Here is a 26362-nt window from a genome sequence, read left to right on the forward strand (position 1 = left end):
AGAGGGAACACGTGCACGGGTACGGAGCGGAGCCTGGGCTTCTGTCCCAGCCACACCGAGAGGAAGGGGTGCGGACATGAGCTCGCTGCTCACCGACGCGGACGTCGCGGGGGAGGCCCGGATCGTCTGGCTGGAGGACATCTCCACACTGGAGTACGTACGCCAGGCCGTCCACGGCACCCCCTACCGGATCGGCAAACCGCCCTTCGACGGCCTGGGCCGCCTCGTGGGCTACGCCGAGCTCGGCCCGCGGGTGGAACGGGACCCCGAGACGAGCCTCTTCCACCGCCGCGTCTTCTACCTCGTTCCGCACGACCGCGACAGCGCCCCCGACGGCGACTACAAGACCGGGTCCCCCGGAGAGGCCGTCGACCCCCAGACCGTGGACATCTGCCGGGCCGGAGAGAAGACGAAGCGCTCCCAGGCACGCGCCATAACGTCCGTCGGCTGACGACCCGCCCCGGCACGCCGATGCCCAGGGACCTCTCCAGAGGCCCGTGGGCATCTCCGCGTTCACGCCCGACGCCTCGCCCGTGCTCCCGAAAACCCTGCGGGCAGGGTCACAGGGGCTGAACGCCTGCGGACAGGGTCGGAGGGGCTGAACGCCGACCCCACCCTCTCCTGGATGTTTCCGCAGTTCAAAGCAGTTCCTGCGCCCCACAGCAGGGGCTGGAGGGGCTGAACTCCCCAGTTATCAGCACGCAGGATTTCCATACCTGTGAGATGTCCTCCTCGCGCGCGCCCGCATACGCCCGCACGCAAGCAGCGCGTTAACCTGGAAGTTCAGCCCCTCCAGCCCCTTGCAGGAATCTTTTAACGCTCTGACCTGCACTTTTCATCAGGGGTCGAGGGTGTGAGCAGGGGCGGAGCTTCCGCCCCTGCCCCCGGTGAGCCCCTGCCCCCAGCACTGACAGCCCCTTCCGGCACTGAAAAAACGCCCCGGGGGTCAGTCGTTGCGGTCGCCGTTGCCCGACAGGACGGGGAAGCCGTTGCCGAGGTGGGAGAGCGGCTCGTCGCCCTTGGCCTGGGTGGAGTTGTCGGCGCACTGCTGGTTCTGCGGCGCGGACAGGACCGGGATGTCCTGCACGCCGACCGGCACGAGGAGACCGACCAGGGAGGTGGCGTTCGCCTCCGTCGGGAGGCCCACGCACAGCCTGTTGAGCGTGCCCTGCACCGGAGTGAGCTGGGGGCTCATCTTCCCCGTGGTGGCCGCGTCGCCGTAGTGGTCCTCCGCGCCGAGACCGCTCTGCGAGACCGTGCCGCCGTCGTCGGCGAGCGCAAGGGCCGGCGAGGCGCCCACGGTGCCCAGACCCAGCGAGGCCGCTGCGAGGGCGGCGTACGTGATGACCTGCTTCATGAAGATTCCGCTTTCGTCCGCGTGATGCGTCCCGGACCGGGAGCGCCCTGCAGAACTCCCGCCGATCCCACCGGTTATCACCCTTCGCCCGAACGGCCGCGCCAACGTCACCGTCGGGCAGCCCCGCTGCGCCCCGGGGGAGTGGCCGGAGCCCGCCCGTACGGCGCCAGGGACACACGTACGGACCATCCGCCGATTCTTCTTAGCCTGAGTGGGTGACATGCGCGGCGGACGGAACACGCAACACAACTACTGTCCTGTCGCATGACCTCAACCCAGACCGGTGTCCCCCTCAACCGCGCCCACTTGGGCACCATCGCCGTCCTCCCCTGGGCGGGAGAACACGCCGACGACGGCCACGACGCGGCCTTCCTCCTCGCCTACCCCCTGGGCGACGGCGCGGGCACCGCGGAGGAAGGCGACGCGGCGGTCCGGGCCGTACTCGCCGGATCCGGCCTCTCCGTGGGCGGGCCCATCGCCAACGGCGCCCTCTCCACGGTTCCCGTGACCCTCATGGTGGACGGCGCCAACGTCGTCCTGACCCTGCCCCACCTCAACGTCACCTGCACCGTCCCGCCGCAGTGGACCGCTGCCGCCGAGAAGCGCGGCCAGGTGCACCTGATGTTCACCACGCGCCCCTGGCCCGACCACCGGCCCGGCCTGCCGGTCACCGAGGACCAGCTCCAGGCCTTCGTGGGCGACGAGGACACCATCCGCACCGCCGCCCACTGCCGCCTCCCGGCCGCGCGCCTGCGCAAGTAGCCGCGTACGCCGCGCACATGCGTGTGGCCCCGCGAAGGGAATCCTTCGCGGGGCCACACGCAGCTCACCTCGTCCCCATGCGCGCGAGCGGCTGTTCGCGCGCGGGTACCGCAACTACCAGCCCAGGGCGTTCAACCCCGGTGTCAGCGGTTGTTGGCACCGTTGCCGGAGAGGACCGGGAAGTCCTCCAGGATGTGCGAGAGCGGCTCGTCGCCCTTGGCCTGGGTGGAGTTCTCGACGCACTGCTGGTTCTGCGGGGCGGACAGGATCGGGATGTCCTGGACGCCGACCGGGACGACGCCCACGAGGGAGGTCAGGTTGGCCTTGGCCGGCAGGCCGACACAGGGCTTGTTGAGCGAGCCCTGGACCAGGGACATCTGCGGGCTCATGTCGCCCTCGGTCTCCGCGTTGCCGTAGTGCTGCTCGGCACCGTTGCCGCTCATCGACGTCGTACCGTCGTCGTTCGCGATCGCCATGGCCTGGGGGGCGGCGATGACGCCGAGGGACAGGGCGGCTGCGGCGGCCGCAGACGAAACCATCATCTTGTTGCGCATGGAGGAAACCTCTTCGTTCCAGGGGCTGGCTGCTTACTGGCTGCACAACCACCCGGCGACGAGTTTGGTTCTTTCTGTTCACCCGTACGGCATAAAAGATATTCAGCCGACGACCCCGTCAGTATCTCCGGTAAATAGGCTCGTCGCTCAAAAGTCCGACCGTAGGCCCAGCCTGCCGCCATTGGAGTGAATGCGGATAACCAAACCCTCAGTGCGAAGTTCTGCAGGGGGCTCCGAAAACAGGGGTACTCCACGGGAAAGAAGGACTGAGAGATGCAGAAGATCATGGCGACCGCCATGCTTGCCGCCGCCACGCTGGGCATGGCCGCCCCGCAGGCCGGCGCGCTCGCTGACGATCACGGTACGACGTCGATGAGCGGCAACGGTGCCGAGCAGCACTACGGCAACGCGGAGACCGAGGGCGACATGAGCCCGCAGATGTCCCTGGTCCAGGGCTCGCTCAACAAGCCCTGTGTCGGCCTGCCGGCCAAGGCCAACCTGACCTCCCTCGTGGGCGTCGTCCCGGTCGGCGTCCAGGACATCCCGATCCTGTCCGCCCCGCAGAACCAGCAGTGCGTCGAGAACTCCACCCAGGCCAAGGGCGACGAGCCGCTCTCCCACCTCCTGAACGACTTCCCGGTCCTCTCCGGCAACGGCGCCAACAACCGCTGATTCTCGGCGTGTGTGCAGCTTGCGGGGCTGCACACACCCTTTCCGGTCTTTCCACACGGCGTTGAGCCCCCCGAAATCCAGACCGGGGGGCTCAACGCCGTGCTCTTCTGCTGTGCGGAGGAATCGAAACCCGAACGACACTTCGGGGCGGTATTCGACGGCATTCGAGCCGACGGCTGTGAATCCCGCCCGAACGGGTTCAAGCGCCACCTTAGCGCACGCCCGCAGCACCCCGGACGAAAATCACCCCTTTGCTTCACCCGTCGCCATCGCCCCGGCGACGGAGAGCCGTATGCGCCGGGCAAGGCATGGGCCACGCCCCGTCAAGGCCGGGCGCACCGCATTCCCCGCTGACCGAGTAATAAGAATGAAAGGATGACCAATAAGCCATCGGTGGGAACCTTTACCCAGCGTTCCATTCTGTTTTACGGGCGGTGCTGCGGGTGTGCAAGGATTCTCGAAACACCCCAACTCCTCCAGGAGGTGCACAAAAATGAAGGCTGCCAAGAAGGCCGCATTCGTCCTTGCCACTGCCGGACTCGCTGCTGGTGCCGCCGCCGGCACCGCCGCCGCCGACGCCGAGGCCGAGGGCGTCGCGGCCCAGTCCCCGGGCGTCATCTCCGGCAACCAGGTGCAGGTTCCCGTGCACGTCCCGGTCAACGTCGTCGGCAACACGGTCAACGTGGTGGGCCTGCTCAACCCGGCGTTCGGCAACGAGGGCGAGAACGACTGAGCGCAAGCCGCGCAGGAAAGTGGGGCCCCACACAGTAGCTGTGGGGCCCCACCTTCGTGTACGCGCCGTGCCGCTCGGAGCATCCCCCTGCAGGCCCGGGGGAGATGGAGACGCAGGAAGGCACACCGCCGCCCTCCTGGCCCGGCGGGTCGTGTCAGCCGAGGGGAAGCCCGCCGAGCATCGACGAGGCGCCCTGGCCGGCCACCGCGCCCTCGATCAGCTCCATCGGGTTCGCATCCTTGACGTCGGTCACCGTCTTGGCCGCGCTCTTGGCCTCATCGACCACCGGGAGCGGGCCGTTGAGGGGCTTGGTGTGCGTGTTGTACGCCTCGACCAACTGCGCCACACCCGAGTTCAGGCTCATCGAAGGGCTGGTCGGCATGCCGCCGGACTGAGCGGTCGCCGCCGAGGACCCCGCAGCGACGGCAACCATCGACACAGCCAGAACCGAAGCCGCCTTCGTGTACTTCATGGAAATTTCCTCATTCTCTGTCGTGTCTGCTCAGGAATTCGACGCTGCGGAATTTCCTTCACGTGGCGCCGGCACCATGACTAACGCGTACGCGACCTCCAGAGAAACTGAATCCATTCACAAATCTCCGGGCTTCACTCGCATGCCGGGAGACCGTGGACACGAAGATGGGGCAGGCCGTTGAGGCCTGCCCCACCGGAGCAGCGTGTGCCGCCCGACCGGATCAGCGCTGGGCAGCGCGTCCGCGACGGGTCAGCAGAACACCACCGGCAAGAAGCGCCGCGCTCAGCGCCGCAGCGCCGCCGAGCTCACCGGCACCGGTGTGCGCCAGGTGCGACATGCCGTGGCCGGGCTTGTGACCCGTGGGCTTGCCGGGCTTCGTCGGGACGTGCGGGGGAGTGACGGGCGGCTCGTTCGAGGCCGGGGGCTCGTGGGCGGGCGGCTCGTCGGCCGGAGGCTCGTCCGAGGCGGGCGGCTCGTCGGCGGGAGGCTGGTCCGCCGGGGGTTCGTCCGAAGCCGGGGGCTCGTCGGCCGGAGGCTCATTCGTGGGCGGTTCGTCCGAGGCCGGCGGCTCATCGGCCGGAGGCTCGTCCGCGGGAGGCTGGTCCGCCGGGGGCTCGTCGGTCGGGGGCTCGTCCGAAGCCGGCGGCTCGTCGGCCGGCGGCTCATCCGCCGGGGGCTGGTCCGCCGGGGGCTCGTCCGAGGCGGGCGGCTCATAGGCGGGCGGCTCGTCCGCGGGAGGCTCATTGGCCGGCGGCTCATCGGCCGGCGGCTCATTCGCGGGGGGCTCGTCCGCGGGAGGCTGGTCGGCCGGGGGCTCGTCCACCGGGGGAGTCGTCTTGGTGGGCCCGTTGGCGCACTTGTTGCCGAACGCCGGGTTCAGCGCAGCCACCACGTTCACCGTGTTGCCGCAGGCGTTGACCGGAACGTGCACGGGGGCCTGCACGTTGTTGCCCGACACGACACCGGGCGACCTGGCGACCGTCGAGGACGCGGCCGCACCGCTGCTCCTGCCCGGCTGCGCCGAGGAGCCGTTGGCGCACTTGTTGCCGAACGCCGGGTTCAGCAGGCCGATCACGGTGACGGTGTTGCCGCAGAGGTTCACCGGGACATGCACCGGAGCCTGAACGTTGTTGCCGGAGACGACCCCCGGCGAGTTCGCGACCGTGCTGTCGCCCACCGCATCCGCGTGGGCATAGCCAGAGGTCACGGAGAGCACACCCGAGACGGCTGCAGTTACCAGCACGCCTTTACTCAATACCTGTCGCACTTCGCCGTTCCCTGTCTTTCATGCTTGCGGGGCGAGCCGATTGCCCACCCACACATGAGGAGGCGCTGATTGGGCAGCCCCCGAACACAAGGCATGCGTTCAGGGGCTGGCCAGGTCCGAACACATGAGGGTTCGGATGTGGAATTACTTGTTGACGCAGGTGTTGCCGAACGCCGGGTTCAGCAGAGCGATCACGTTGATGCTGTTACCGCAGAAGTTCACGGGAATGTGAATCGGAGCCTGGACGACGTTGCCGGAGAGGACGCCGGGCGAGTTCGTGGCCGCGGCCTCGGCCTCGGCGTCCGCCATCGCGGGGGAGGCCGCACCCAGGACCATCAGCGAGCCGGCGAGAACGGCGGCAACCTTCATGCGCTTCATGTTATGACCTTTCTTTCGACGGCGCTGTACGCAGCACGTATTTCGTGTCGCGCGAACAATTGGGAAATCCCGCAGCGCCGCCGTCGCTATTCCTAACGAGCCGACAGCGGCAAGGAAACTGAATTAATTCCACGGACTTACGCGGTCACCCGAAAGAAGCAGGGCCTCACGAGAAAGGCGAGTGGAGATTCCGGCCCCCGGGCAGGCGTTCAATTCCATGAATACTGGCCGCCGTGAGGAGCCGCCCGCCTGTCTGTCCGACGGTGGACGCCCCTTCTGGCCACGCCCACCGCACACCGGGGCGGGGTCAGCCGCCGAGCGGAAGACCGCCGAGAAGCCCGCTGGCCGCAGGCGCGGCGGGCATCCCGCCCTTGGTCAGCCCGCCCACCACGGGAAGCCCGCTGAGCAGGTCGTTGGCCGGCGCCGCAGCGGCGGGACGCGGCTTCGGCGCCGCCTCGGGCGCAGCGGCCTGAGCGGTGCCTGCGGCAGCCAGTGCGGAACCCGAAACCAGAACGGTGAGTGCGGCGGCGGAGACCTTGCGGTGGCTCATTGTTTTCTCCTGTGTGTGGTGTGGCTGGTCGCAGTCGCAACGAGCCGTGCCACTCAGAAGTAACGCGGCCCCGTCTCCTCCACGGTGCGCCGTGAGGTGCGGACCCCCTTCGCCGCCGGGACTTGTGGCCGCGTCCACCCCCCCGTTCAGCGGCAGCCGGCGGAAACGGACGATCACTCAACTCCGGCCTCTTCCGGTCGAGTCGATTGGGTGAGATCCACGCACTGCACGTCTCCAATGGCCCTCCCTCGCGTTCTCCAGAGGTGACACGACAAGTGCCGGCCCGGCAGTTGTCGTCCCCGACGCACCTCACGGACAGGACCCCCCATGAAGTACACCCACGCCACCGCGGCCCTCGCCGGAACACTCGCCGTCTTCGGGTCCGCCGCACCGGCGTTCGCACACCACGACGCCGGCCGCGACCTGCCCCAGGCCGTTCAGATCGCCGAGGCGCAGGCGCAGCTCGACGCCGTGCAGGCCGACCAGATGAAGCAGCTCACGGATGTCGCCACGCCCCAGAAGTTCCTCGGTGACGTCAAGTCCAACGTCGACGGGCTGCAGCTCAAGGAAGAGACGACCGCGCGCCGGGTGCACCCGGGCGGCCCCAACGCCGTGCCCGCCCCCGGCGCCCTGCTCGGAGGGCTCACCGCCGGCGGTGGACCGGTCGGCGTTCCGCTCGACGCGCTGAGCTGACCTTCGCCCCCGCGCCGTTGCTGGTGCGCTCCGCGCTCCCGCTGCTCCGTCCCCGCCCGCCCGGCCGCCTGCCGTCCCGGCTCCGCGGGGAAACGCCGACGCGGCCAGGGGCAGCCGGCCGCCCGGCTCCGGGCCGACGCGGAGCCAGGACGCACCGCGGAGAAACGGGCCTGCCTCCGCGCGCGTCCGCGGAGGCAGCCGGTTCCCCGTGCCCGCCACGAGGATGTACGTTCGCCAGCCTGTCCGGCCGGCCCCCGACCCGGTGCCGCACCCGGGGGACGGTGGTCCAGCACCGTACCGCTGAAAGCTCGGCCTGCTACCTGTCGGCGAGCCAGAACGCGAGGGCCCCCAGAGCCAGCGCGGTGCCGAACGCCGCCTGCGCGATCCGTACGAGAGATTCCTCCGGCCTCTGATCCGACCACCGCCGCACCCGTGTGCGCGATACGTCCTGGCACGGCCCCACGTGCTCGCGGGCCGGGCCGGTGGGAAGGGCATGGGCGTTCAGGAGGGAGTTCATGTCCACGAGAACAACCTCGGCACGCCAGGAGAAACGCCCGGGCCCCCGACGGCACCCGAACGCCACCCCGCTGCCCGGTCAGTTGACTTCCCCGGGCCCCCGGCCGGGCGGGGCCGGACCGCCAGACGTGTTCAGAGGGTGTGAATTGTGAAGATTGCCCGTCGGGGACAGTCCCAGCAGCAACGTTTCGGCTGCCTCTTCGTTCACCAGGTGTACGACCGCTGGCCCGTTCCCTGGCTGCCGTACGCGAAAGGGGGCCCGAAACCCATTGCGGCCCCCTTTCGCAGGTCCGGGACCACGCGCGGGCGGCCACCGGTCCCGCACAGGGCCGGGGCGGAAGCGCCCATCGGCCCGTTTGGCCGTCCACCCCGAGCCGGGCGCGAAACCCGGTGTTAGACAGGGCACATGCCCGCAATGTTCTCGCCGGTGGCGGCCAGTGCCGCCACGGGGCTCCTGCTCTCCGTCCTCGCCCTTGGCGCCGCTGTGCCGGGGGCCGATACGAACGCGCACACGTCCCCCACGACGGGGAAGGCGCCGTCACCCGTGGCGGCCGCCGTCCGAGCGCCGTGCCCCAGGGTCGACGTGCTCGGGATCTACACGGTGAAGGCCGCGCGGGCCGTCGGGGGCAAGCACCGGACCGCGCTCACGTCCCGGACGATCGCCAAGCGCATGAACCATTCCCTCAAGAGCAGCGGCGTGTGCGGGAGGGTACGGTTCCTCACCTCCTACACGGCCACGTCCTACACCGGGCCTGAGACCTTCGCCGAGACCTACCGCCACCTGAAGGACCCTCACGACCCGTCCCTGGGCGCGCAGGCCCACCGCCTGCGCGACCGGTACGGGGCGGACCTCGTCGTACTCCTGACCGATCAGGAACAGCGCGGCGGCGGCAAGGGCGACTACACCGCCGACCTGACCCGGGCGTCCGACGAGTTCGCCTACTCCGTCGCCGACGTGCAGGGCATCGACCAGGATTCGGTGAGCCACGAGTGGGGCCACAACCTCGGTCTCGCGCACGACCGGCACACCATCGCCGCCGACCCGGAGGGCAGTATGCGGATCAGCACCACGCGCCCCTACAACACCGGGTGGATCACCCCGGACGGCAAGTACCGCACGATCATGGCGTACCAGAGATCCTGCGGCCCCTCGTGCAAACCGATCAGCCGGTTCGCCAATCCCCGGCAGACCTACCAGGGCCAGCCTCTCGGCGACTCCCTGAGCGACAACGCGCGGGTCCTGCGGGAGACCCTGCCGATCGTCGCCCGCTACCGGGACCGCCCCTCACGTCCGCAGCGCTCGCGCGTACCGCACGTACCGCACGAGTGCCTTGCGCACCCGTGGCGGCTCGCGTGCTGGCTGCGCCTGCCGGACACGCGGCTCCCGTGACGACGGGGCCCCGGACGGCGGCGGGGGCCCGTCCACGCCGGGGTGAACGACCTCCCGAGTACGGGCCCACCCCAATCCCCTCTCCCCGACCCGGCCCCGGGGCGCCTGCGATGCCATCCTCCCCTCATATGCCCATAGGGCGAAGCGGACGAACGAGTGGCACCGTCCTCCCGGCCGCTTCCCCTCGCCGCGGAGTCGAGTTGGCTCCGGCATGGAAGCCCCCGAGGTACCAGAGCCGGGCCCCCGCCTTTCCCTCCTGGGCGACTACTGGATCGAGCACGCACCGGCCCACCCGCCCGGCAACCACGTGTACGGGCAGCGCGCCTGCCTTGCCCGCAAGCCCCCGGGCATGCTGAAACTCTGCGTCGCCGCGACCGCCGTGGGCGCCGGCGCCGTCCTGGTCGCCACCGCCCTCGCGCTCTGGGGGCGCTGACCGGGGACGGCGTCTGCGGCTCGGACACGTCCCACACCGGCCGGAACCCCTCAACTACACTGTGTGCGCCCGCGACTACGCACGCGCATGTGCGAGGGCGGGCTGTTCCCCTCATGACCTCCACGCAGACGGGTAGTCCCATGGCACGCCACGCAGCTTCCAGTTCCCCGCGTCACCACCTCCTCCGCGCGGGCCTCACCCTGACGGCCGTCGGCGCCGTGCTCTCGGCGGGTACGGCCGCCGCCCAGGCCGCCCCGTCGGCCCTGCCTCTCCCTCTGCCGCTGCCCGGTGCCGACCAGGCGCTCGGCGGTGTGGACACTTCCTCGGGATCGGTGATCACCGGCACTCTCACGCAGGCGACGGCGAGCGGGCTCGGGCCCATGAAGAACGCCCGGCTCAACCCGCTCGCGGGCACGGAGGCCAATCCGCTGGACAACACCGTCGGGACGCAGGTCGCGGACTTCCAGCCGGTGGATTCCGGGGCGGTGACGGCCCCTCTGTCGGACGGAGGCGCGGTGAAGGACCTGCCGGTGGTGGGAACGCTGATGTCGGTCCTGCCCGGCTGAGACACTGCCCCTACCTGCCGGGAGTCACCCGCAGCAGCACAGTGCCGTGCGCGGGCACTGTGGCAGCCAGGTCGCCCCCCGTGTGCCCCGTCGTCCTCCGCCACAGGTCGCGCACCCGGTAACGAGGGGCGGAAGGCAGGCCGACCGCCCTCGCCGTGGAGGCGATGCGGCGCGGGGTGTCGGTCTCGTTGAAGAGGGCGACGGCGCGGCTGCCGTCCGCCAACTCCTTGGCCACCACCCACCGGCCGTCCTCGGACGAGACCACGGCGCCCTGCTTCCCGAGCCGGTCCTGGTCCACGGCGATCACCTCCCGGTTGGTCAGGATGCGGAAGGTCTCCGGAGACGCCGTGCGCAAGTCGGTGCTGATGAGGAGGGGCGCGGCCATGATCGACCACATCGAGAAGTGGGTGCGGTACTCCGTGTCGGTCATGCCGCCGTTTCCCACCTCCAGCATGTCCGGGTCGTTCCAGCCGCCCGGCCCCGCGTACTGCGCCAGCGGCAGGTTCTGCTTCATGTTGCGCAGCATCGTGGCCCAGTTGTCCTTGATGTCGAAGGTGGTGCGCCACATGTGCCCGACGTCCCTGCCCCACTTCCAGGGCTTGTACGAGCCCCACTCGCAGATGCTGAACAGGATCGGGCGACCGGTCGCGGCCGAGGCTGCCTTCAGCGCGTCGCGCATGGTGGTGTAGCGGACCATGAAGTCCACGCCCTGGTCGTTGCAGTTGTCGTACTTGAGGTAGTCGACGCCCCACGCGGCGAACTGCCGGGCGTCCTGGTACTCGTGCCCCAGCCCGCCCGGCATCCCGACGCTGTCACAGGTCCTGGTGCCCGCACTGCTGTAGAGCCCGAACTTGAGCCCCTTGGAGTGGACGTAATCGGCGACCGCCTTGATGCCGCGGGGGAACCGCACCGGGTCGGGCACCAGCCGCCCCGCCTGGTCGCGCTCCGGCTTCGCCCAGCAGTCGTCCAGATTGACGTACTCGTACCCGGCACGCTTGAGGCCCTTCGCGACGAAGACGTCGGCGATCGCCTTGACCATCGCTTCGTTGAACTCGGCCCGGCAGTGCGTGGAGTTCCAGTTGTTGAAGCCCATGGGCGGCGTGAGAGCGAGCCCGTCAGGGAGCTGCGGCTCCTCCGCCGAGACGGCGGGTGACCCGGCAAGGCCCGTCACACACACCAGCGCCGTGACGACGAGGGCGCGCAATCCCCTGCGAGTGCCTGATGACCTGTGGGCGGCTGCCTGATGCATGGCGGGTCTTCCTCTGCAGTCGATGGCGTTCGGCGTGAGCGCGCGTGCCGACGTGGGTTTCATGCCCACTGCCGTCGCGTGCGGCCCGGACTGCGGGAAAACTTCACTAGTTCACCGGAACACACGAGCCACCCGCCGAGACGCCGCCGCAACGGCATGGGCACCCCCACGGCACACCGGCCGGCACGTATGACCGGCTGCAGAAGGGTGCGCGACACCGCAGAGGTCGCCGCCCTTCGGAGTTCCGGCCCGCACCCTGGACTGCCCTGAACGGACAAGGGGAGCAACGCTCTACGGCCGGGCCCTGCACCACCGGACGGAACCGGCTGTTGACAGTCCTACTCATGCGGACCGCGGCGGATGCTGCCTCCCGGGTGACTGTGCGGTGGGGTGGCGATGTTTGGTCCGTGTTCTGCCGGTCGCTGAGAAGTCCGGCGACGGCCTGGATGGTGACGCTCATGTGTTCGCGGCGGCCGAGGTGACGGGCCAGCGCCCGCCAGTTCTTGAGGTGGGCGATGCTGTGCTCGACCGGGATGCGCCGTGAGGAGTGTGCCTTGCGTTGCCGCTCGTGCATCTCCTCGTACCAGTCCAGGGTGTGCTTCTTGAACGTGCGGTGCGGGGGCGTCACCGCCTGGCCGCCGGTCTGGGCGCCCAGGCCCTGGTAGCCGGCGTCCGCGAGGACCGCCACTCCGGGTTCGTCTGCAAGGAGTCGGACCAGGCCCAACTGGCGGGCGTGGGTGATGTCCGGGCAGCTTGCGGACAGGGCCGGGCTGCACCACAGCACGTGCCCTTCGCCGTCCGTGACCGCCATTGACTTCACGGCGTTCTGCTTGTTCTTGCCGGAGATGAATTTCTCCCGGCACTTGTTCCCGGCCGCGGGATGTCGGACACGGATCTGCGTGCCGTCGATGATCCCCGTCTTTCCGCTGGTGCCGAGGTGATGGACGACCTCGGCGAGGGTTCGCAGGCGGAGGCCGGGGCTGACGGTGCAGCCCCGCCCGGCGAGCAAGGGCCGCACCTCGTTGACGGCGCGGGTGACAGTGGAGCGGTCCCCATCGAACCAGCAGGCCAGCGCGTCATGGGCGGCACCATGACGCAGGTGGACCAGGGTGGCCGGCAGCCGGTCGACGAACACCAACTGGTGCTTCGCACCGGCCCCCACGGCTCGCTCCGCGGTCGTGAGACAAACCTGGCCTGATGGCGGCATGCCACAACGGACCGATCTCAACGACGAGTTCACCGATCACGTCGGCCGTCAGACCGGTGATCCGACGGTTGCTGCCCGAACCACGTTCCCCACCACACCTCCATGGCGCGGCATGAACAGCCCCGACGTCTCATCGCTTACCGCGCACGAGCTCGTTAGAGGTCGCCGTGGCAGACGCCATGGTGCTTGACGCGCACGCCTTCCCGTGCGGCCCAGCACTTGTTCGTGTAGGTCACGCCGTTCTCGCCGCAGACGGGGTCGTAGACGGACGGGCAGTACCGGGGCTCTCCGGCCGACGCGGCGGCCACGGGCACGGTCTGCGGGGCGGCGGATGCCGGTACGGCTGCGGCAGCGGTCGCGGGGAGGAACGCGGCGAAGGCGAGCGCGCCCGCTGCGGCGGCGAGGTGGAGTCGTCTGGTCATACGGCATCACTTTCCACCGTCCCCGTCACCGGTGGCGGGGATGCCCGGGATTCAGGCGAACGGAGCAAACAGAGCAAGAGGACACACAGCCGAAACCGGGTCCGGTTGACGGGGAGCGCCGACGCCTCGTCCGCGGAAAGCGACCGAGCCGGCGACGAGTACGGCGTACGCCTCTTCCGGCGAGCCCGCAGGGAGGCGAACTCACGCAGCCTGAGGCCCCGCGAGGCGGACCGTGCAGGAGAAGTCGCCGATATCCCCCGTTCCGGAACTCCAGGCCGCCGAGATACGGTCCATTGAGATCAGGAAGGCCACACCCGCGATTTCGGCTGCGGCTCTCCGCCGCTCCCTCGGGCGTACGTCGACCAACATGACGGCCCGGCTATCCGTACAGCGAGCGGGTGAACAGCGAGAGCTCCCGTGCCAGTACCGCAACGCCCCATCACCCCAGCGGCACCCCGAGCGGCCCGGGACCTGGGCGGTGGAGTCCCACCGCCACCACCACCGTCGCCACGAGAACAGCGGTCCCTCCTTCCAGCCTCGACCACCGAGCCTCACCTGGACCGGTCCGGCGGCCCCGCCCTCCCCGGCTCCCGCACGTTCTACCGGCGGTAGAATCAGAGGTATGAGCAAGCCAACGAGTATCAAGACCAGCGAGGAAGTCCGCGACCGGCTGCGTGTCCTGGCAGCCGAGCGCGGCACTACGATCACCGAACTGCTCGAGGAGATGGCGTCCCGCGAGCTGACGGAGAGCGAGCGGGAACAGCGTGCCGCCGAGGCGGCCCGCGAGCTCGGTGTGCAGTACAGCGCGGACATCCAGCGCGCAGGGCAGGACGCGTGGGCGAAGGTACGGGCACACCAGAGCGGCACCGCTGCGTGAATCTCCTGGCAGTCCTGGACCACACCGCCCTGATCGCCCTGTACCGCGCGGACCCGTTCTTCACCGGCCTCTACATCGAGGCCTCCCGCGGCACGGGACGTGTCCTGGTGCCGTCGTTGTCCGTGGTCGCGGCCGAGCACCGGCTTCCGGGAGCGGGCAAGCACGCAACCTCGCTGCGGTTCGCGGAGAGCGTCCCCTTCACCGCCGCCCACGCGTCGGACGCGATGGGCTGGCAGCAGGCCCAGCTCCCGGTGGCGCACGCAGCGGCCATCGCCTGGCACGCCCTACGCGCGGGGGAACCGCTCACGGTCCTCTCGCTGGAGCCCGAGCTGTACGCAGGCACCGGCATCACCCCGCTGAGTCCTGCCTGACCCCTCACCGCCCCGAGCCGGACCCGGCCACCGGGCCGGGTCAGGGGCGGCGGCCGTCGAGCAGACCGTACAGCGTCCGGTCGGTGTGTCGCGGGCCCCGGGGCGCGACGGACGGCCGTTCACCGGAGCCGACGGGCCGGTCCGACCTTTCTTCCGGTGAGGTCGCAACCCCGCGGCTGTCCGCGCGTCGTACGGAGGTGAGGGGCCGGGTGGCGGATTCCGCTGCCCGGCCCTGCCGACGACGCCACCACGGAAGGCCACCATGTCACCCACGTCCCCCGTCCTCCTGCGCCGTGCCGCCACAGCGGGAGCCCTCCTGCTGTGCGCGGCCGCCGCAGTGGTGCTGCCGCCGACGGCGGCCCGGGCCTCGGCCCCGGACACCCCCGCCACGCGTTCCGCACCGGACTTCCCCTCGACGGGCACGGGAGCCACGACCCCGCAGGAGCGCGACCGGATCGACGCCTACTGGACTCCCGTACGGATGAAGCTGGCGGGCGCGCTGATCCCCGAAATCACGCCCGTGCCCGAGGACGACCTCACGCCCGACGATCCGCGCCCGCTCCCCGCCGGCACACCCGACCCGGGAGGCACGTGGCGGCACGGCGGTGCGGTGAACCAGAGCGTCGGCCGCCTCTTCTTCACCTTCTCCGACGGCTACGACGGCAGCTGCACCGCCACCGTCGTCCAGAGCTCGAACCGCAGCACCCTCGTGACGGCCGCCCACTGCCTGCGGGGCGTCGGCTCCCCCGCCGCCGACGACACCTGGAACGACAACCTCTACTTCGTGCCCGGCTACCGCAACGGCACCAAACCGCTCGGCGGCTTCAGCGTGCGGGCCATGGCCACCTCCTCCCGCTGGGACACCGCACCGAGCGGCGCGTCCTCGGAGGACCTCGCGGTCGCCGGATTCGACACGGCAGTGGCCGTGGTGAACCCCGCCCCCGGGGGGCGACCGGTGGCGGACATCACGGGAAGCCAGCGGATCGCCTTCCCGAAGCCCGTCGAGGGCGAGTTCCTCCACGCCTTCGGCTATCCGAAGGGCCGGCTCAACGACTCCTCCGCCAAGTACGCCGGATCACGCATGATCCACTGCGCCGGGCCCGCCCGGCCGGGCCCCAAGGCCCCCCTCCTGTGGGGTACGGACTGCGACATGTCGAGCGGAGCGAGCGGCGGCCCCCACCTCAAGGGGTTCGACACCCGGACGGGCACGGGCACCGTCGTCGGCGTCACCACCACGAGCGACGACCTCGCGGGAGGGCCGACGCCCTCGCTGTACGCCACGCGCTTCGGCGACAGCGCCCGGAAGCTCTACAACTGGGCGCGTAACCACAACTCCTGACGACGCATCAGGTCAGTTCGGTTCCGGTCGACGCCACCGCCGACCGGAACCGGGCGGACAACCGGGGACGCACGGCACCGCCCTCCCCGGCGTCTCCGGTTCGTCACGCCCGCCCCTCGGATGCTGGACGTTCGTGGGGGAGTGGTGCGGTGAGCTGCGGTTTTTCGGTGAGAGCGTCAGACGTGGGCGAGGTGGCCGCCGGGGGAGCGGACCTGCCAGGCGCGGGGCGGGCCGGCGGCCCCCGTCGCGGAGACCTGCCGGCCGCTGGAGGTCCGTGCTGACGGGGCGGACGCAGCCGGTGCACGCGTAGAGGCCCGTGATGGCGGCCGGTGGCAGACGCGGGGCCCCGGTCGGTTCCACCGTGCCTCCCGCGAGGACCGCGGCCCCGGGGCCGCCGGACGCTTCTCCACCGCACCGCGGCCGGCACCGGCGGGGAGGGTGCCCCGGGTGCGACGGGACCGTCCACCCCCGCCCCCTCGCGCCGGAGGCCAATCCCTCCCGCACGACTGTTCCGCGACTGTTCACCTGGGCATAGCCCTCTTCTCCCTCAGTCCGGAGGCGAAGCCTGTCGGATGAGAGCGGCGAGTGGTCTGGACCACTTGAGACACGCCAATTCCGCGGCTCATTCCTTGCGTTGCTCCCCAGAGACAGAATTGGTCTATACCTCTGGCGGTAGAGTGAGCGGCAGAAACGCACACATACACAGCCGTGGGGGGCTTTATGACTGTGCATCACCTTCCGCAACCTCCGTCCGACGAGGAGCTGTACTGGTACTTCGGTCCGCAGCACCGCTGGGTGCTGGTGAGCACTTCGCTCGCCTTCGTCTTCACCGCGGCCACCATGTTCACCTTCGCCCTGCGCACCCCGGCCCTGTGGGTGTTCCTTGCGGTCCTGAGCCTCAACGTCGCGGCCCTCGCGCTCTCCTCCGTCAACGGCCTGCGCCGCCGTCGGCTCACCCGCAGGTCGCACGAGCTCCTCGTGCACGCCTGGCAGCCCGCCCGGACTCCCGGGGTCGACCTCTATCTGCCGACCTGCGGCGAACCGCTCGACGTACTGGCCAACGCCTATCGCGCGGTCCGCGCCCTCGACTGGTCCGGCGAGCTGACCGTCTGGGTCCTGGACGACGGCGACCGGCCCGAAGTCGCCGCGCTGGCGGCCTCGTTCGGCTACGAATATGTCGTACGGCCCGATCGCGGACACCTGAAGAAGGCCGGCAACCTCAATCACGCCCTGACCCTGAGCAGCGCCGAGATCGTCGCCATCCTGGACGCCGACTTCGCTCCCCGCCCGGACTTCCTGCGGCACCTGGTGCCCTATCTGGCCGACCCCGGCGTGGGCATCGTGCAGAGCCCGCAGTGGTTCGACACGGACGAGTCCATGAACTGGATCCAGCGGGCCGCGGGTTCGGCCCAGGAGTGGTTCTTCCGCTGGGTGCAGCCCTCCCGTGACGTGAGCGACGCCGCCATCTGCTGCGGCAGCAACGCCGTCTACCGGCGCGAGGCCCTCGACCTGGCCGGCGGGTTCGCCCGGCTCGACCACAGCGAGGACCTCTACACCGGACTCGCCCTGCACGCCCGGGGCTTCCGCACGCTGTACGTCCCGGTGCTCGTCGCCAAGGGCACGTCCCCGGAGTCCGTCACCTCCTTCGTCAACCAGCAGTACCGCTGGGCGATGGGCAACCTCCACCTGCTGAGCAAGCCCGTGCTCAAGGAGATGGGCGCGCCCTGGCGGATGCGGCTGTGCTTCGCCGAGGGCGTCGTCGGCTACCTGACCACGGCGGTGAACACCTTCGTCGCCCCGCTGCCGCCGCTGGTGATGATGTTCTGGTACCCCGACCACGTACGGCCCTGGCACGTGCTGCCGCTGCTGGCTCCGCTGTGGCTCTGGCACGTGCTGCTGCCCCGCGTCAGCCGCACCCGCTGGCGGGTGGAGGTGATCCGGGCGAACGTCCTGACGAGCGTGGCCGCCGCCGCGGCGTTCGTGCACACGCTCCGGGGCCGCAGCGCCGCCTGGGTGCCCACCGGCACACGGGGCCCGGCCGCTTCGGGCGGCATGGCACGCCGGGTGGTGGCCGTCTCGCTGGGCTGGCTGGCCGTCTCGCACGCGGCGGCCGCGGCGGGCCTGGCGCTGGTCGTGGCACGCAACGGCTGGGAGCCCGCCTGGGGGCTGCTGCTCTACGTGCTGGTGCAGTGCCAGCTCAACGTGCCGCTGATGCGGCACCTCCTCCGGGAACTGCGCCCGCCGGCCACCCACCGCACCGACACCGCCACCGACACCAGGGTCGCCACCCTCGCCGGGACCGGCACGGTGTCCGGCCCCGCCACCGGAGTACGGGCCCTGCTCCTGCGCACCGCCCGGACGCTTCCCGGCTCCCGCGCCGCCATGCTGCCCCGCCGATGGCCCGAGACCCTGGCCGCCACCGCTCTCCTGCTGCTGATCGGCCTCGTGGCATCCGGCTGGGTCAACCCCATGCTGCCCTGGGCGAGTTGAACGTACCGAAAGGCTCATCTTCCATGTCGTCCTCCGCGGCTGCCGGCCGGCCCCAGCCGACCGGGCTCGCTTCTCCGCCGACCGGATCCGAAAGTCCACCGCCCGGGCCCCCCGGTGCCTCCGGCACCGAATCGGGGCCCAGTCCGCACCGCTCCGCCTTCCGGCCCGACATCGAGGGGCTGCGCGCCGTCGCCGTGGTCGCGGTCCTCGCCTTCCACGCCCAGATACCCGGCCTCCAGGGCGGCTTCGTCGGCGTGGACGTCTTCTTCGTCATCTCCGGCTACCTGATCACCGGCCTCCTCGTGCGCGAGGCCGTCACCACCGGCCGCATCGGGCTCGTGGACTTCTTCTCCCGGCGGGCCCGCCGTCTGCTGCCCTCCGCCGCCGTGGTCCTGGTCGCGGTGGCCGGGATCGGCGCCTGGCTGACCGTACCCCTGCGACGTGCGGATCTGGAGCACGACGTGCTCTCGGCGGCACTGTCGGTCGCCAACTGGCGGTTCGTGGCGCAGCAGACCGACTACCTGGCGGCCGGGCACGACCAGAGCCCGCTGCTGCACTTCTGGTCCCTGGCGGTCGAGGAACAGTTCTACTTCTTCTGGGCCCCGCTGCTGGCGGTCGCCGGAATGTGCGTCGCACGGGCGGTGCGCAGGGGACGCGCGGTGCGAGCCGCCGTGGCGGTCGCCGTCGTGCCGCTGGTCCTCGGGTCGTTCGCGCTGTCCCTGTACTGGACGCAGGGGCCGGCCTCCCTCGCCTACCTGGCCACTCCCTCGCGGGTCTGGCAGTTCGGGGCGGGCGCGGTGCTCGCGCTGCTGCCCTGGCACCTGATGCGGGGCCCGCGGCCGCTGCGGCTGCTCTGCGGGTGGGCGGGGGCCGCGGCCATCGGCTGGTGCGTCCTGGCGTACGACCACACCACGCCCTATCCCGGATTCGCGGCGCTGGTGCCGACCCTGGCCACCGCCGCCGTCATCCTGGCCGCGATACCCGGCCGCGGCGAGCGCGACGCCCAGGGGGCGTTCGGCGTGGGGCGGTTGCTGGCGATGCGGGCTCCGCGGGCGGTGGGCAGGCTGTCGTACACGCTATACCTGTGGCACTGGCCGGTGCTGGTGCTCGCCGAGGCCCGGCTCGGGACGCTCGGCTGGCCCGCGAAGACCGCGCTGACGCTGGCCGCCGTCCTGCCCGCGCTCGCCACGATGTACGGGGTGGAGCGCCCGCTGCGCCGCAGCCGCACGGTCTCCGCGCACACCCGGCGCGGCCTCTCAGTAGGGATCACGGCGATCGCACTGCCGGTGGCGCTCGCCCTGACCGTGGGCACGACCACCCTGCAACGGCTGGGCGACACCCGGCCGTTGGACCCGCGTGGGCTGCCTGCCGGGGCGGCCTCGGGGCCGCATCTGCTGGTACGTCAGCCAGGCGTCCCCCTTCCCGCCGGGCCGGTGCTGCCCGGTCCCGCCCAGGCGCGCAAGGACTTCCCGCCGGACGGCGCCTGCCAGGTCGCTCCGGCGACGACCCGCAGCCCGGACTGTCTGTTCGGTGCGGTGGACAGCCCCGACCGGATCGTGCTGCTCGGCGACTCGCACGCCGGGCAGTGGTTCTCGCCGCTGTTCGGCATCGCCGCCGAACGGGGCTGGGCGCTCCAGGAGTTCGTCAAGCAGGGCTGCCCGCTGCCGCGGATCGCGGTGCACAGCCCCCAGCTCGGCCGCGCCTACCGGGAGTGCGACACCTGGCGGGCGGACACCCTGGAGCGGCTGCGGCAGCAGCCCCGGCCGCGGGCCGTGGTGGTGTCCTCGCTGAACCGGTACACCGCCGACGAGGAACTGCTGGCCAAGGGATGGGACGAAACCCTGCGCCCCTTGCGGGAGTTGGGTGTGCCGATCGTCTACCTGGAGGACACCCCGGTGCCCGGCAAGGACGTTCCGGCCTGTGTGTCCGGCCACCTGGAGTCGCCGGACGCCTGCGCGTTCGACCGCCGGGAGGGCCTGCCGCCCGACCCGCTGGCCCGGCGGGTCGCGTCGGGCGACCTGCCCGGCGTACGGAGCATCGGCGTGAACGAGGTGCTGTGCCCGGGTGCCGGGCCGACCTGCCCGGCCGTACTGGACCGGGTGCTGCTCTACCGCGACGACGCCCACCTGACGAACGCGGCGGCCGTCGTCCTCACCGACCGGCTCGAACGGCTGCTGACCGAGGCGGGCGCGCTGCCCGCCGCCGGGAAGGCCCACCCGGCCGGGACCCCGGCGGACCGGCGATCCGGAGCCGGTGACTGGGTCCGGCTGCTGCGTGACGACTTCGACGGCCCCGCCGGCAGCCCGCCTTCGCCCGCCAACTGGCAGCACGACATCGGCACGTGCTACCCCGGCTGCCCCGCCCCGCAGTGGGGCACCGGGGAGATCGAGACGATGACCGACTCGACCGACAACGCCCGCCTCGACGGCAAGGGGGTGCTGGAGATCGTGTCCACCCGCAAGGACGGACGGTGGAGTTCGGCGCGGATCGAGACCAGGCGCTCGGACTTCGCCGCACCGGCCGGCGGCACCCTGCGCATCGAGGCGTCGATCGCCCTGCCGGACGTGACGGGCCCCGCGGCGGCGGGCTACTGGCCGGCGTTCTGGACCCTGGGCGCGCCACTGCGCGACGGCTACACCGGCTGGCCGGGCATCGGGGAGCTGGACGTCATGGAGTCGGTCAACGGACGGGACACCGTCTTCGGCACCATGCACTGCGGCACCCTCCAGGGCGGCCCCTGCCGGGAACCGGCCGGCCTGAGCTCCGCCCCGCAGAAATGCCCCGGGTGCCGCACGGCCTTCCACGCGTACGCCGTGGAGATCGACCGCACGGCCGGCGCGGAGGAGGTGCGCTGGTACCTGGACGGGCGGGTCTACCACCGGGTGCCCGCGAGCCGGATGGACGCCGGGACGTGGAACCGGGCCGTGGACCACGGGCTGTTCCTCATCCTCAACGTGGCGATCGGCGGTGAACTCCCGCGCCAGGACGGCTCGGTGCCGGGGCCCGGCACCGAGCCGGGGCACGCGATGCGGGTCGACCACGTCACGGTGTCGGCCCGCACGGCCGACAGGGGGGATCCGCGCACGCCGGGGCATGACTGACGGGACCGGGACTGACGGGCGGGAACTGTGACACGGCCCCGGCGGCCGGAACCTCGTGCCGGCCGCCGGGCCCGGAGCCGCCCGTCAGCCCCGGGACCGCCCGCCGAGCCCGCTGACGGCCGACGAACCTGCGCCGGCTGACGACCCCCAGGATCGGCGATGAGCACTGGCGAGCGGGTCGGTGCGACCGTCGGCGGGGACGCCGATCCCTTCGGAGGCGAACACCTCCTCGAACGACTCCGTCTCCGTCTCGCTCATGCCGGCATTCCTCCGAACAGAACATCGAAGACCTCTGCGCGCTAGCCCGGGACCGACCGGGGCGTCGGACGCTCGGGCGAGCGGGCGGCCGCGCGGTGGGCCGGCACCTCGGCCACCACGTCCTCCTAGCGGGGTGCTCCTGGTGGGCTCGGGTACGGGAACTCCCGGAATGCCTGCCTCACGCCTGCGTCATTGAAGTTGAAGCGTTGCCACGGAAGGCTGGTGATCAATAGGTTTGCGCCATCATGAGGATGCGAAATCTGAGGCTCGGCTTGTATGCAGACGAGCAGGGGCTGGCATGGGTCAGGGACATCGTCGACCGGACCGCAGGTTCCCGGAGTGCCCGGATCGTCAAGTTGGACGTTGCACGGACCTACCCCGACAGCGGCCTGACGACCGCTGAGATGTACGACTTTCTGGCAGAACAGTGGGCCCTCGAACACCCTGGTCAGAACAGTGGCGGCCGGGAAGCGGTTGAGCTGCGGGTCCGCCTGGGGTGTTCTCTGCGGACATGGCGAGCGATCCGCAAGACAGTGATCAAGACTCTGTGCCCGGAAGGCATGGCACCCCACACTTGTCGTGTTCCATGGTGTGCCTGAGCTGGTGCATGGTTCCCGGTGAAGCACCACGATGCCGAGGGTGCGGGCGAGAACCGCGGCGGCCAGCTCGGGGGCGAGCTGGAACAGCGCGGTCGAACGGGTCTGCGCGAGCCGGATGCCGAGTGCGCGGAGTCGTTCGCCCATGCCTCAGGCACCGATCGGGCAGTCGGGCTGGCCTCCGGGGAAGAGCCAGGGCACCCAGCGGTCTGCCAGTGCCTCCGGAGCTGGTGACACCCCCCGGGCCATGCCTTCGGCAAGGGGAGGGAGCCATGTCGACTCCGAAGGCCGGCCGCCCCGTTGCGGGACTACGAAAAAAGGGGGAGAAGGAGCGACCACGCGACGGCCCCGGAGCCACTGCCGCCCACCGCCCACGCCCCCCACCACCGCCCATCGGGAATGCAGCGTTCAGGAGTTCAGCTTCTTGAGCCAGCCGTCGACGTTGACGACGTCCGCCCACTGCGGGAACAGCCGCTCCACGAGCACCCGGTGCACCTCCGGGTCGGGATCCAGACAGCCGTCGGCCAGGACGGTCAGGCCGAAGTCCAGGTCGTTCGCCTGGCACACGGTGGACAGGACGACGGCGCTGGTGGCGATGCCGGCCAGTACGAGACTGTCGATGCCGCGCGCCCTGAGCACCACGTCGAGATCGCTGCCACAGAACGCGCTCGCCCGCTTCTTGGTCACCACCGCTTCTCCCGGCAGCGGCGCCACCGCCGGGTGGATCTCGGTCCCCGGCTCGCCCTCGACGTAGAGCCCCGCGTCGGCGATGGCGGTCAGCGGTCTGTTGCGCGTGCCGACTTCCGGGTGGCCGGGGCGGAAGGCGATGACGACGTGGATCACGGGCAGGTCCGCCGTGCGGGCCCCCTCGACGGCCCTGCCCAGGCGGGACAGGTACGCGGAATCGGCGCCGACGGCGTCCACGATGGACTGCTGGACATCCATGACGAGCAGGGCGCTGCTCATGTCTCCTCCAGGGGTACGACGGGGTGCGGGCCGGAAGGCCGACTCCCGGGGGCGCGCCCGAAAGGGGTGCGGGAGCGAGTCCGAGGCGCACCCGGGAGCGGGTGGAGGAGCGCGCCCGGAAGGCCGGTTGGCGGGCGCGCCCGGGGTGACCTCACCCCTGTCTCCGCCCCCGCCGCAACAGCCTCTCCTTTCACGCCATTCGGACCGCCCCCCATTGACATCGACTTGACCATCTCTTTACCTTCGAATGGGCGGGACGATCGGAAAAAACCCGCCCTTCTCTTTACGAACCATGCCCAGATCCCCCAGCGGGGAAGAACCGGAGGTTTCACCATGGAGCAGCTCATCAAGCGCATGACCGAGGAGACCGTCTGGCAGAAGTGGGTCGCCGCGAACTCCGCGACCGGCTCCGGCGAGCGCGCCAAGGAAGGCTGCATCAGTGCGGCGCCGAAGAGCGGCTGCATCAGCGCCACCGGGAAGTCCGGCTGCATTTCCTGACCCCGGCCCTCCCGCGGTCCTAACCGCCGCGGACCGGAGGAAGCGGGGGTCGCTGCCTGCGCCCCGCGCCCGGCGGCGCCCCCGTACCCCCGTCATTGGCCGGTCCGTACTCTCGCCCGTCACTGGCGCCCCGGCAGCCGCCCGCGCCCCGCCTGCCCCGGAGGTTCCCATCCGCCACCTGCCGAACGCCGAAGTCCTCGACCGGGTCCGCGACATCCCCCTGTACCGCAGCTCCCTCGAAGAGGGCCACTTCCCGGTGCTGGAGAAGGCCGAGATCGCCCGCGACTTTCCCGCCAACTGGACCACCCCGGAACTGGAAAGGGCGCTGGAGTCCGGCGAGGCCGAATTCGTGCTGTCCACCGGCACCAATCACGCCCGGATGCAGCTCATCCGGCCCCCGTACTTCCTGCTCCGCTCGTACTACCGGCTGTGGGCCGCACACCCGGAACTGGGGTCGAGCTGGCACGACGGCGCCCGGCGGGTTTCGCTGACCACCGTCCTGGCCACCGAGCACGTCGCCCGCGTCAACGCGGCGAAGCCGGGGGCGACGCCGGGCGAACGATGGCTGGACGACCGGACGCTGTACCTCAACAGGCAGCTGGACCCGGCCGACTGGGACGAGGACGAGGTGAGGCGCATGCTCGCGGAGATCCGCGAGGTCGCCGACGCGCACCCGAAGGGCGCGTACCTGCTGGACTGCTCGGGGTACCACCTGGCACACCTGGTGCGGAAGGTGAACGAGTGGAATCTGTGGGAGGACTTCCCGCCACCGGTCGGCATCGTGCACGCCTACGAGTACACGCCGCTCAGCGTCCGTACGTACCTGCGCGCCCACTTCGACTGTCCGGTGGTCGACCTGTTCGGCAGCACGGAACTCGGCTACCTCTTCTACAGCGACGCCGACGGCCGTTACCGGCCGTATCTGCACGACATGAGCGTGGAGCTCCTTCCGGTGGAGCCCGGGAGCGGCATCCACAGCCTCATCGTCACCAGCATCCGCAACCCGTACATGCCACTGGTCCGCTACCGGTCGGGCGACTGCGTGCGCACCCGGGACGGCAGCACCGATCCCGCACAGATCGAGTCCTTCTGCGGCAGGGAGAAGGAACTCCTGCCGACGCCGCGGGGGCCCGTCGCACAGGCCGACCTGGATGCGGTGATCGCCGGCGTCTCGCCCCGGATCTTCCTGCACCAGTTGGAGACGGCGGGCCCCGCAGGTGCCCTGCTGCGGTACACGACCTTCGACGGCTCCCGACTCGACGAGCAGCAAGAGACCGAACTCGCCACAGCAGTCAAAGAGTTGACGACACGACAGATACGTGTCGAGCACCGCACGCGGGTGCCGATCGGGAAGTCCGGCAAATACGCCTGGCTGGCGGCTGCCGCGGCCCGGAGCCCCGAGAACACCGCCACCGACGCCGGCGCCGAGCTCACCGTCACCGACGTCGGCACCGAGCTCACCACCGCACGGATTCTCGGCCCGGAACTGCACGCCGAGGTCGTCCGGCACTTCTCGCAGAAGCCCGACGCACCGGACCCCGCAGTGGTGGCACACCAGGTACGCGAATGCGCCCGCTACCTCTACCTGGTCTCCCGCCACCCCGACCGGCTGGCCGGCCTCTTCCTCCCCGTCGAACAGGACATCGACGAAATCTGGCACTTCCTCATCCTCCAGACCCGCGAGTACCGCGAGCTGTGTGAACAGCGCCTGCCCGGCGGCCACTTCATCCACCACCGCAGCATTTCGTACGACGCCTACCGGACGACGGAACCCGTCGCTCCGCAGCGTACGGCGGCCGCCGAAGAGGCCCTGCGCTGGATTCCGTTCTACCGGCAGGCCTTCGGGGGCTACGACGAGGAGGCCCTCCCGCACTGGACCGTCGTGCGTTTTCTGCACCAGGAACTCGGTCTGTCACTGGAGGAGATCAACGCCCTCGACGGCTGAAAAACCCGAGGACGTCCGCGCAGCCGCCCGGAAACGGACGCTCCCTTTCCATACGCGCGTCTCGCGTACGGAAAGGGGGCGGCATGCTGAAACCCAGAGCTGTGCGGAGCCCCCGCCGGAGGCACAGGTCAGTCGCCGGGTTCTTGTTGATACTCCTACTCGCACGCCGCTGCGCGCCCCCCAGGAGCAAGCCGGAGTCCCGGCCGGTCGCTGAATGGGCCGCGGCCTGGCCGTAGGCACACAAGCATCGCGTAGGTGATCTTCTTCATGCCGGCAGCATGACCACTGCGCAGGGCGCCTGTACTCCTGCCTGGTGGGCTGGATGTGGGGCTGCAAGGTCGGGATCGGACCCTTCATCATCACGGCGGCGGCCTCCGTTGATGGGGTCGCGTTGGTCATCGCCTGGATTCACCAGTTGTGAGGCATGATGCCGACAAAGGCGAGTACGCCTTCTGGTAGTTCCTGCTGAGGCCTGCCGACGACGACCAGGACGACGTCCCGCCCCCGGCCACGGCACCCACGGTGACCGTCTCGGCCGCCGCCGACGCCACCCGCATCGAGGACGTCCGGCCGGTCGGCACCGAGACGGACCTGTTCGACGACTTCGCAGCTGCCTGCGCGAAAGCGTCTGGACGTTTATCCCTCGTCTGATGATGGGCCTCCGGTATGACGAGCAGCAGTCGAGGAACGCACGCGG

Annotated in this window: 26 protein-coding genes and 3 pseudogenes; 17 read left to right on the forward strand and 12 right to left on the reverse strand. The window is 70.6% G+C overall.

Going from position 1 to position 26362, the window contains the following annotated elements; translation table 11 throughout:
- Nucleotides 1-76: 76 nt before the first annotated feature.
- The gene (locus ACIP93_RS32280; protein ID WP_345219898.1) at nt 77-451 is read left to right on the forward strand and encodes a DUF6009 family protein; all 375 of its coding nucleotides are present in this window, start codon (nt 77-79) and stop codon (nt 449-451) included.
- Between the two features lie 495 nt (nt 452-946).
- Here ACIP93_RS32280 and ACIP93_RS32285 read toward each other — a convergent pair whose 3' ends face one another.
- Nucleotides 947-1357 carry a rodlin gene (locus ACIP93_RS32285; protein ID WP_401764672.1) on the reverse strand — a complete coding sequence of 137 codons (411 nt, stop codon included), beginning with the start codon at nt 1355-1357 and terminating at the stop codon, nt 947-949.
- A gap of 264 nt (nt 1358-1621) precedes the next feature.
- On the opposite strand from ACIP93_RS32285, the gene ACIP93_RS32290 reads away from it, so the two are divergent.
- Nucleotides 1622-2119, forward strand: a complete 498-nt coding sequence (locus ACIP93_RS32290) for a DUF5949 family protein (protein ID WP_401764675.1) — start codon at nt 1622-1624, stop codon at nt 2117-2119.
- A gap of 143 nt (nt 2120-2262) precedes the next feature.
- Here ACIP93_RS32290 and ACIP93_RS32295 read toward each other — a convergent pair whose 3' ends face one another.
- Nucleotides 2263-2673: a rodlin gene (locus tag ACIP93_RS32295; RefSeq protein WP_345219895.1), complete on the reverse strand. Its 411-nt coding sequence runs from the start codon at nt 2671-2673 to the stop codon at nt 2263-2265.
- Nucleotides 2674-2946: 273 nt separating this feature from the next.
- Between ACIP93_RS32295 and ACIP93_RS32300 the strand changes: the two genes are divergently transcribed.
- Together ACIP93_RS32300 and ACIP93_RS32305 are read left to right on the forward strand one after the other, a co-directional pair.
- On the forward strand, nt 2947-3345 hold the full coding sequence (locus tag ACIP93_RS32300) for a rodlin (protein ID WP_345219894.1): 399 nt from the start codon (nt 2947-2949) through the stop codon (nt 3343-3345).
- Between the two features lie 493 nt (nt 3346-3838).
- On the forward strand, nt 3839-4078 hold the full coding sequence (locus ACIP93_RS32305; protein WP_345219893.1) for a chaplin family protein: 240 nt from the start codon (nt 3839-3841) through the stop codon (nt 4076-4078).
- A 154-nt stretch (nt 4079-4232) separates the two neighbouring features.
- On the opposite strand, the gene ACIP93_RS32310 is transcribed toward ACIP93_RS32305, so the two are convergent.
- From ACIP93_RS32310 to ACIP93_RS32325, 4 genes and pseudogenes are all read right to left on the reverse strand, one after another.
- Nucleotides 4233-4550 carry a hypothetical protein gene (locus ACIP93_RS32310; protein ID WP_345219892.1) on the reverse strand — a complete coding sequence of 106 codons (318 nt, stop codon included), beginning with the start codon at nt 4548-4550 and terminating at the stop codon, nt 4233-4235.
- 673 nt (nt 4551-5223) lie between these two features.
- Nucleotides 5224-5820, reverse strand: a pseudogene (locus tag ACIP93_RS32315) (chaplin family protein); the annotation flags it as partial.
- 144 nt (nt 5821-5964) lie between these two features.
- A complete protein-coding gene (locus ACIP93_RS32320) occupies nt 5965-6198 on the reverse strand; it encodes a chaplin (RefSeq protein WP_345219890.1) in 234 nt (77 codons plus the stop codon).
- A 307-nt stretch (nt 6199-6505) separates the two neighbouring features.
- Nucleotides 6506-6748 carry a hypothetical protein gene (locus ACIP93_RS32325; protein WP_345219889.1) on the reverse strand — a complete coding sequence of 81 codons (243 nt, stop codon included), beginning with the start codon at nt 6746-6748 and terminating at the stop codon, nt 6506-6508.
- Between the two features lie 327 nt (nt 6749-7075).
- Between ACIP93_RS32325 and ACIP93_RS32330 the strand changes: the two genes are divergently transcribed.
- Nucleotides 7076-7441: a hypothetical protein gene (locus ACIP93_RS32330; protein WP_401764680.1), complete on the forward strand. Its 366-nt coding sequence runs from the start codon at nt 7076-7078 to the stop codon at nt 7439-7441.
- 316 nt (nt 7442-7757) lie between these two features.
- Here ACIP93_RS32330 and ACIP93_RS32335 read toward each other — a convergent pair whose 3' ends face one another.
- Nucleotides 7758-7958 (reverse strand): hypothetical protein, encoded by a 201-nt coding sequence (locus ACIP93_RS32335; RefSeq protein WP_401764683.1) that lies wholly within the window; start codon nt 7956-7958, stop codon nt 7758-7760.
- 405 nt (nt 7959-8363) lie between these two features.
- Between ACIP93_RS32335 and ACIP93_RS32340 the strand changes: the two genes are divergently transcribed.
- The 3 genes from ACIP93_RS32340 to ACIP93_RS32350 all read left to right on the forward strand — a co-directional run bounded on the left by ACIP93_RS32340 (nt 8364) and on the right by ACIP93_RS32350 (nt 10346).
- Nucleotides 8364-9347: a M12 family metallo-peptidase gene (locus ACIP93_RS32340; RefSeq protein ID WP_401764686.1), complete on the forward strand. Its 984-nt coding sequence runs from the start codon at nt 8364-8366 to the stop codon at nt 9345-9347.
- A 211-nt stretch (nt 9348-9558) separates the two neighbouring features.
- On the forward strand, nt 9559-9780 hold the full coding sequence (locus ACIP93_RS32345) for a hypothetical protein (protein WP_401764689.1): 222 nt from the start codon (nt 9559-9561) through the stop codon (nt 9778-9780).
- A gap of 140 nt (nt 9781-9920) precedes the next feature.
- Entirely contained in the window at nt 9921-10346 is a 426-nt protein-coding gene (locus tag ACIP93_RS32350; RefSeq protein WP_345219884.1) for a hypothetical protein, read from the forward strand.
- Nucleotides 10347-10359: 13 nt separating this feature from the next.
- Here the strand turns inward: ACIP93_RS32350 and ACIP93_RS32355 are convergent.
- The 3 genes and pseudogenes from ACIP93_RS32355 to ACIP93_RS32365 all read right to left on the reverse strand — a co-directional run.
- Nucleotides 10360-11595, reverse strand: a pseudogene (locus tag ACIP93_RS32355) (glycoside hydrolase family 27 protein); the annotation flags it as partial.
- Between the two features lie 106 nt (nt 11596-11701).
- Nucleotides 11702-12757 carry a transposase family protein gene (locus ACIP93_RS32360; RefSeq protein ID WP_401764692.1) on the reverse strand — a complete coding sequence of 352 codons (1056 nt, stop codon included), beginning with the start codon at nt 12755-12757 and terminating at the stop codon, nt 11702-11704.
- Between the two features lie 200 nt (nt 12758-12957).
- Nucleotides 12958-13224, reverse strand: a complete 267-nt coding sequence (locus ACIP93_RS32365; protein WP_345219882.1) for a Kazal-type serine protease inhibitor family protein — start codon at nt 13222-13224, stop codon at nt 12958-12960.
- A gap of 622 nt (nt 13225-13846) precedes the next feature.
- On the opposite strand from ACIP93_RS32365, the gene ACIP93_RS32370 reads away from it, so the two are divergent.
- The 5 genes from ACIP93_RS32370 to ACIP93_RS32390 all read left to right on the forward strand — a co-directional run bounded on the left by ACIP93_RS32370 (nt 13847) and on the right by ACIP93_RS32390 (nt 21402).
- Entirely contained in the window at nt 13847-14101 is a 255-nt protein-coding gene (locus ACIP93_RS32370) for a hypothetical protein (RefSeq protein WP_401764695.1), read from the forward strand.
- Nucleotides 14098-14472 carry a PIN domain-containing protein gene (locus ACIP93_RS32375; protein WP_401764698.1) on the forward strand — a complete coding sequence of 125 codons (375 nt, stop codon included), beginning with the start codon at nt 14098-14100 and terminating at the stop codon, nt 14470-14472. Before ACIP93_RS32370 ends, ACIP93_RS32375 begins: the two co-directional genes overlap by 4 nt.
- 262 nt (nt 14473-14734) lie before the next feature.
- Nucleotides 14735-15811, forward strand: coding sequence for a trypsin-like serine peptidase (locus tag ACIP93_RS32380; protein WP_401764700.1), 1077 nt, complete (start codon nt 14735-14737; stop codon nt 15809-15811).
- Nucleotides 15812-16531: 720 nt separating this feature from the next.
- Nucleotides 16532-18301 (forward strand): glycosyltransferase, encoded by a 1770-nt coding sequence (locus ACIP93_RS32385; protein ID WP_401764703.1) that lies wholly within the window; start codon nt 16532-16534, stop codon nt 18299-18301.
- A 23-nt stretch (nt 18302-18324) separates the two neighbouring features.
- The gene (locus ACIP93_RS32390; RefSeq protein WP_401764705.1) at nt 18325-21402 is read left to right on the forward strand and encodes an acyltransferase family protein; all 3078 of its coding nucleotides are present in this window, start codon (nt 18325-18327) and stop codon (nt 21400-21402) included.
- A gap of 84 nt (nt 21403-21486) precedes the next feature.
- On the opposite strand, the gene ACIP93_RS32395 is transcribed toward ACIP93_RS32390, so the two are convergent.
- Both ACIP93_RS32395 and ACIP93_RS32400 read right to left on the reverse strand, forming a co-directional pair.
- Complete coding sequence (locus ACIP93_RS32395; protein ID WP_401764708.1) at nt 21487-21660, reverse strand: hypothetical protein; 174 nt, start codon at nt 21658-21660, stop codon at nt 21487-21489.
- Between the two features lie 1004 nt (nt 21661-22664).
- Nucleotides 22665-23222 (reverse strand): cysteine hydrolase family protein, encoded by a 558-nt coding sequence (locus ACIP93_RS32400; RefSeq protein ID WP_401764709.1) that lies wholly within the window; start codon nt 23220-23222, stop codon nt 22665-22667.
- A gap of 333 nt (nt 23223-23555) precedes the next feature.
- Here ACIP93_RS32400 and ACIP93_RS32405 point away from each other — a divergent pair, with 333 nt between their 5' ends.
- From ACIP93_RS32405 to ACIP93_RS32420, 4 genes and pseudogenes are all read left to right on the forward strand, one after another.
- On the forward strand, nt 23556-23720 hold the full coding sequence (locus tag ACIP93_RS32405) for a hypothetical protein (RefSeq protein WP_345219874.1): 165 nt from the start codon (nt 23556-23558) through the stop codon (nt 23718-23720).
- A gap of 169 nt (nt 23721-23889) precedes the next feature.
- Nucleotides 23890-25110 (forward strand): annotated as a pseudogene (locus ACIP93_RS32410) (hypothetical protein); the annotation flags it as partial.
- A gap of 81 nt (nt 25111-25191) precedes the next feature.
- Nucleotides 25192-25665: a hypothetical protein gene (locus ACIP93_RS32415; protein WP_401764723.1), complete on the forward strand. Its 474-nt coding sequence runs from the start codon at nt 25192-25194 to the stop codon at nt 25663-25665.
- 522 nt (nt 25666-26187) lie between these two features.
- Nucleotides 26188-26316, forward strand: a complete 129-nt coding sequence (locus tag ACIP93_RS32420) for a hypothetical protein (RefSeq protein ID WP_401764713.1) — start codon at nt 26188-26190, stop codon at nt 26314-26316.
- Nucleotides 26317-26362: the final 46 nt, after the last annotated feature.

This window comes from Streptomyces sp. NPDC088745, assembly GCF_044751045.1.
Taxonomy (GTDB): domain Bacteria; phylum Actinomycetota; class Actinomycetes; order Streptomycetales; family Streptomycetaceae; genus Streptomyces; species Streptomyces cremeus.

What these genes read in the sequence shown, in the direction of transcription:
- ACIP93_RS32280 (WP_345219898.1), top strand. Translation starts at nt 77, where the DNA reads ATGAGCTCGCTGCTCACCGACGCGGACGTCGCGGGGGAGGCCCGGATC.
- ACIP93_RS32285 (WP_401764672.1), bottom strand. Translation starts at nt 1,357, where the DNA reads ATGAAGCAGGTCATCACGTACGCCGCCCTCGCAGCGGCCTCGCTGGGT.
- ACIP93_RS32290 (WP_401764675.1), top strand. Translation starts at nt 1,622, where the DNA reads ATGACCTCAACCCAGACCGGTGTCCCCCTCAACCGCGCCCACTTGGGC.
- ACIP93_RS32295 (WP_345219895.1), bottom strand. Translation starts at nt 2,673, where the DNA reads ATGCGCAACAAGATGATGGTTTCGTCTGCGGCCGCCGCAGCCGCCCTG.
- ACIP93_RS32300 (WP_345219894.1), top strand. Translation starts at nt 2,947, where the DNA reads ATGCAGAAGATCATGGCGACCGCCATGCTTGCCGCCGCCACGCTGGGC.
- ACIP93_RS32305 (WP_345219893.1), top strand. Translation starts at nt 3,839, where the DNA reads ATGAAGGCTGCCAAGAAGGCCGCATTCGTCCTTGCCACTGCCGGACTC.
- ACIP93_RS32310 (WP_345219892.1), bottom strand. Translation starts at nt 4,550, where the DNA reads ATGAAGTACACGAAGGCGGCTTCGGTTCTGGCTGTGTCGATGGTTGCC.
- ACIP93_RS32320 (WP_345219890.1), bottom strand. Translation starts at nt 6,198, where the DNA reads ATGAAGCGCATGAAGGTTGCCGCCGTTCTCGCCGGCTCGCTGATGGTC.
- ACIP93_RS32325 (WP_345219889.1), bottom strand. Translation starts at nt 6,748, where the DNA reads ATGAGCCACCGCAAGGTCTCCGCCGCCGCACTCACCGTTCTGGTTTCG.
- ACIP93_RS32330 (WP_401764680.1), top strand. Translation starts at nt 7,076, where the DNA reads ATGAAGTACACCCACGCCACCGCGGCCCTCGCCGGAACACTCGCCGTC.
- ACIP93_RS32335 (WP_401764683.1), bottom strand. Translation starts at nt 7,958, where the DNA reads ATGAACTCCCTCCTGAACGCCCATGCCCTTCCCACCGGCCCGGCCCGC.
- ACIP93_RS32340 (WP_401764686.1), top strand. Translation starts at nt 8,364, where the DNA reads ATGCCCGCAATGTTCTCGCCGGTGGCGGCCAGTGCCGCCACGGGGCTC.
- ACIP93_RS32345 (WP_401764689.1), top strand. Translation starts at nt 9,559, where the DNA reads ATGGAAGCCCCCGAGGTACCAGAGCCGGGCCCCCGCCTTTCCCTCCTG.
- ACIP93_RS32350 (WP_345219884.1), top strand. Translation starts at nt 9,921, where the DNA reads ATGGCACGCCACGCAGCTTCCAGTTCCCCGCGTCACCACCTCCTCCGC.
- ACIP93_RS32365 (WP_345219882.1), bottom strand. Translation starts at nt 13,224, where the DNA reads ATGACCAGACGACTCCACCTCGCCGCCGCAGCGGGCGCGCTCGCCTTC.
- ACIP93_RS32370 (WP_401764695.1), top strand. Translation starts at nt 13,847, where the DNA reads ATGAGCAAGCCAACGAGTATCAAGACCAGCGAGGAAGTCCGCGACCGG.
- ACIP93_RS32380 (WP_401764700.1), top strand. Translation starts at nt 14,735, where the DNA reads ATGTCACCCACGTCCCCCGTCCTCCTGCGCCGTGCCGCCACAGCGGGA.
- ACIP93_RS32385 (WP_401764703.1), top strand. Translation starts at nt 16,532, where the DNA reads ATGACTGTGCATCACCTTCCGCAACCTCCGTCCGACGAGGAGCTGTAC.
- ACIP93_RS32390 (WP_401764705.1), top strand. Translation starts at nt 18,325, where the DNA reads ATGTCGTCCTCCGCGGCTGCCGGCCGGCCCCAGCCGACCGGGCTCGCT.
- ACIP93_RS32395 (WP_401764708.1), bottom strand. Translation starts at nt 21,660, where the DNA reads ATGAGCGAGACGGAGACGGAGTCGTTCGAGGAGGTGTTCGCCTCCGAA.
- ACIP93_RS32400 (WP_401764709.1), bottom strand. Translation starts at nt 23,222, where the DNA reads ATGAGCAGCGCCCTGCTCGTCATGGATGTCCAGCAGTCCATCGTGGAC.
- ACIP93_RS32405 (WP_345219874.1), top strand. Translation starts at nt 23,556, where the DNA reads ATGGAGCAGCTCATCAAGCGCATGACCGAGGAGACCGTCTGGCAGAAG.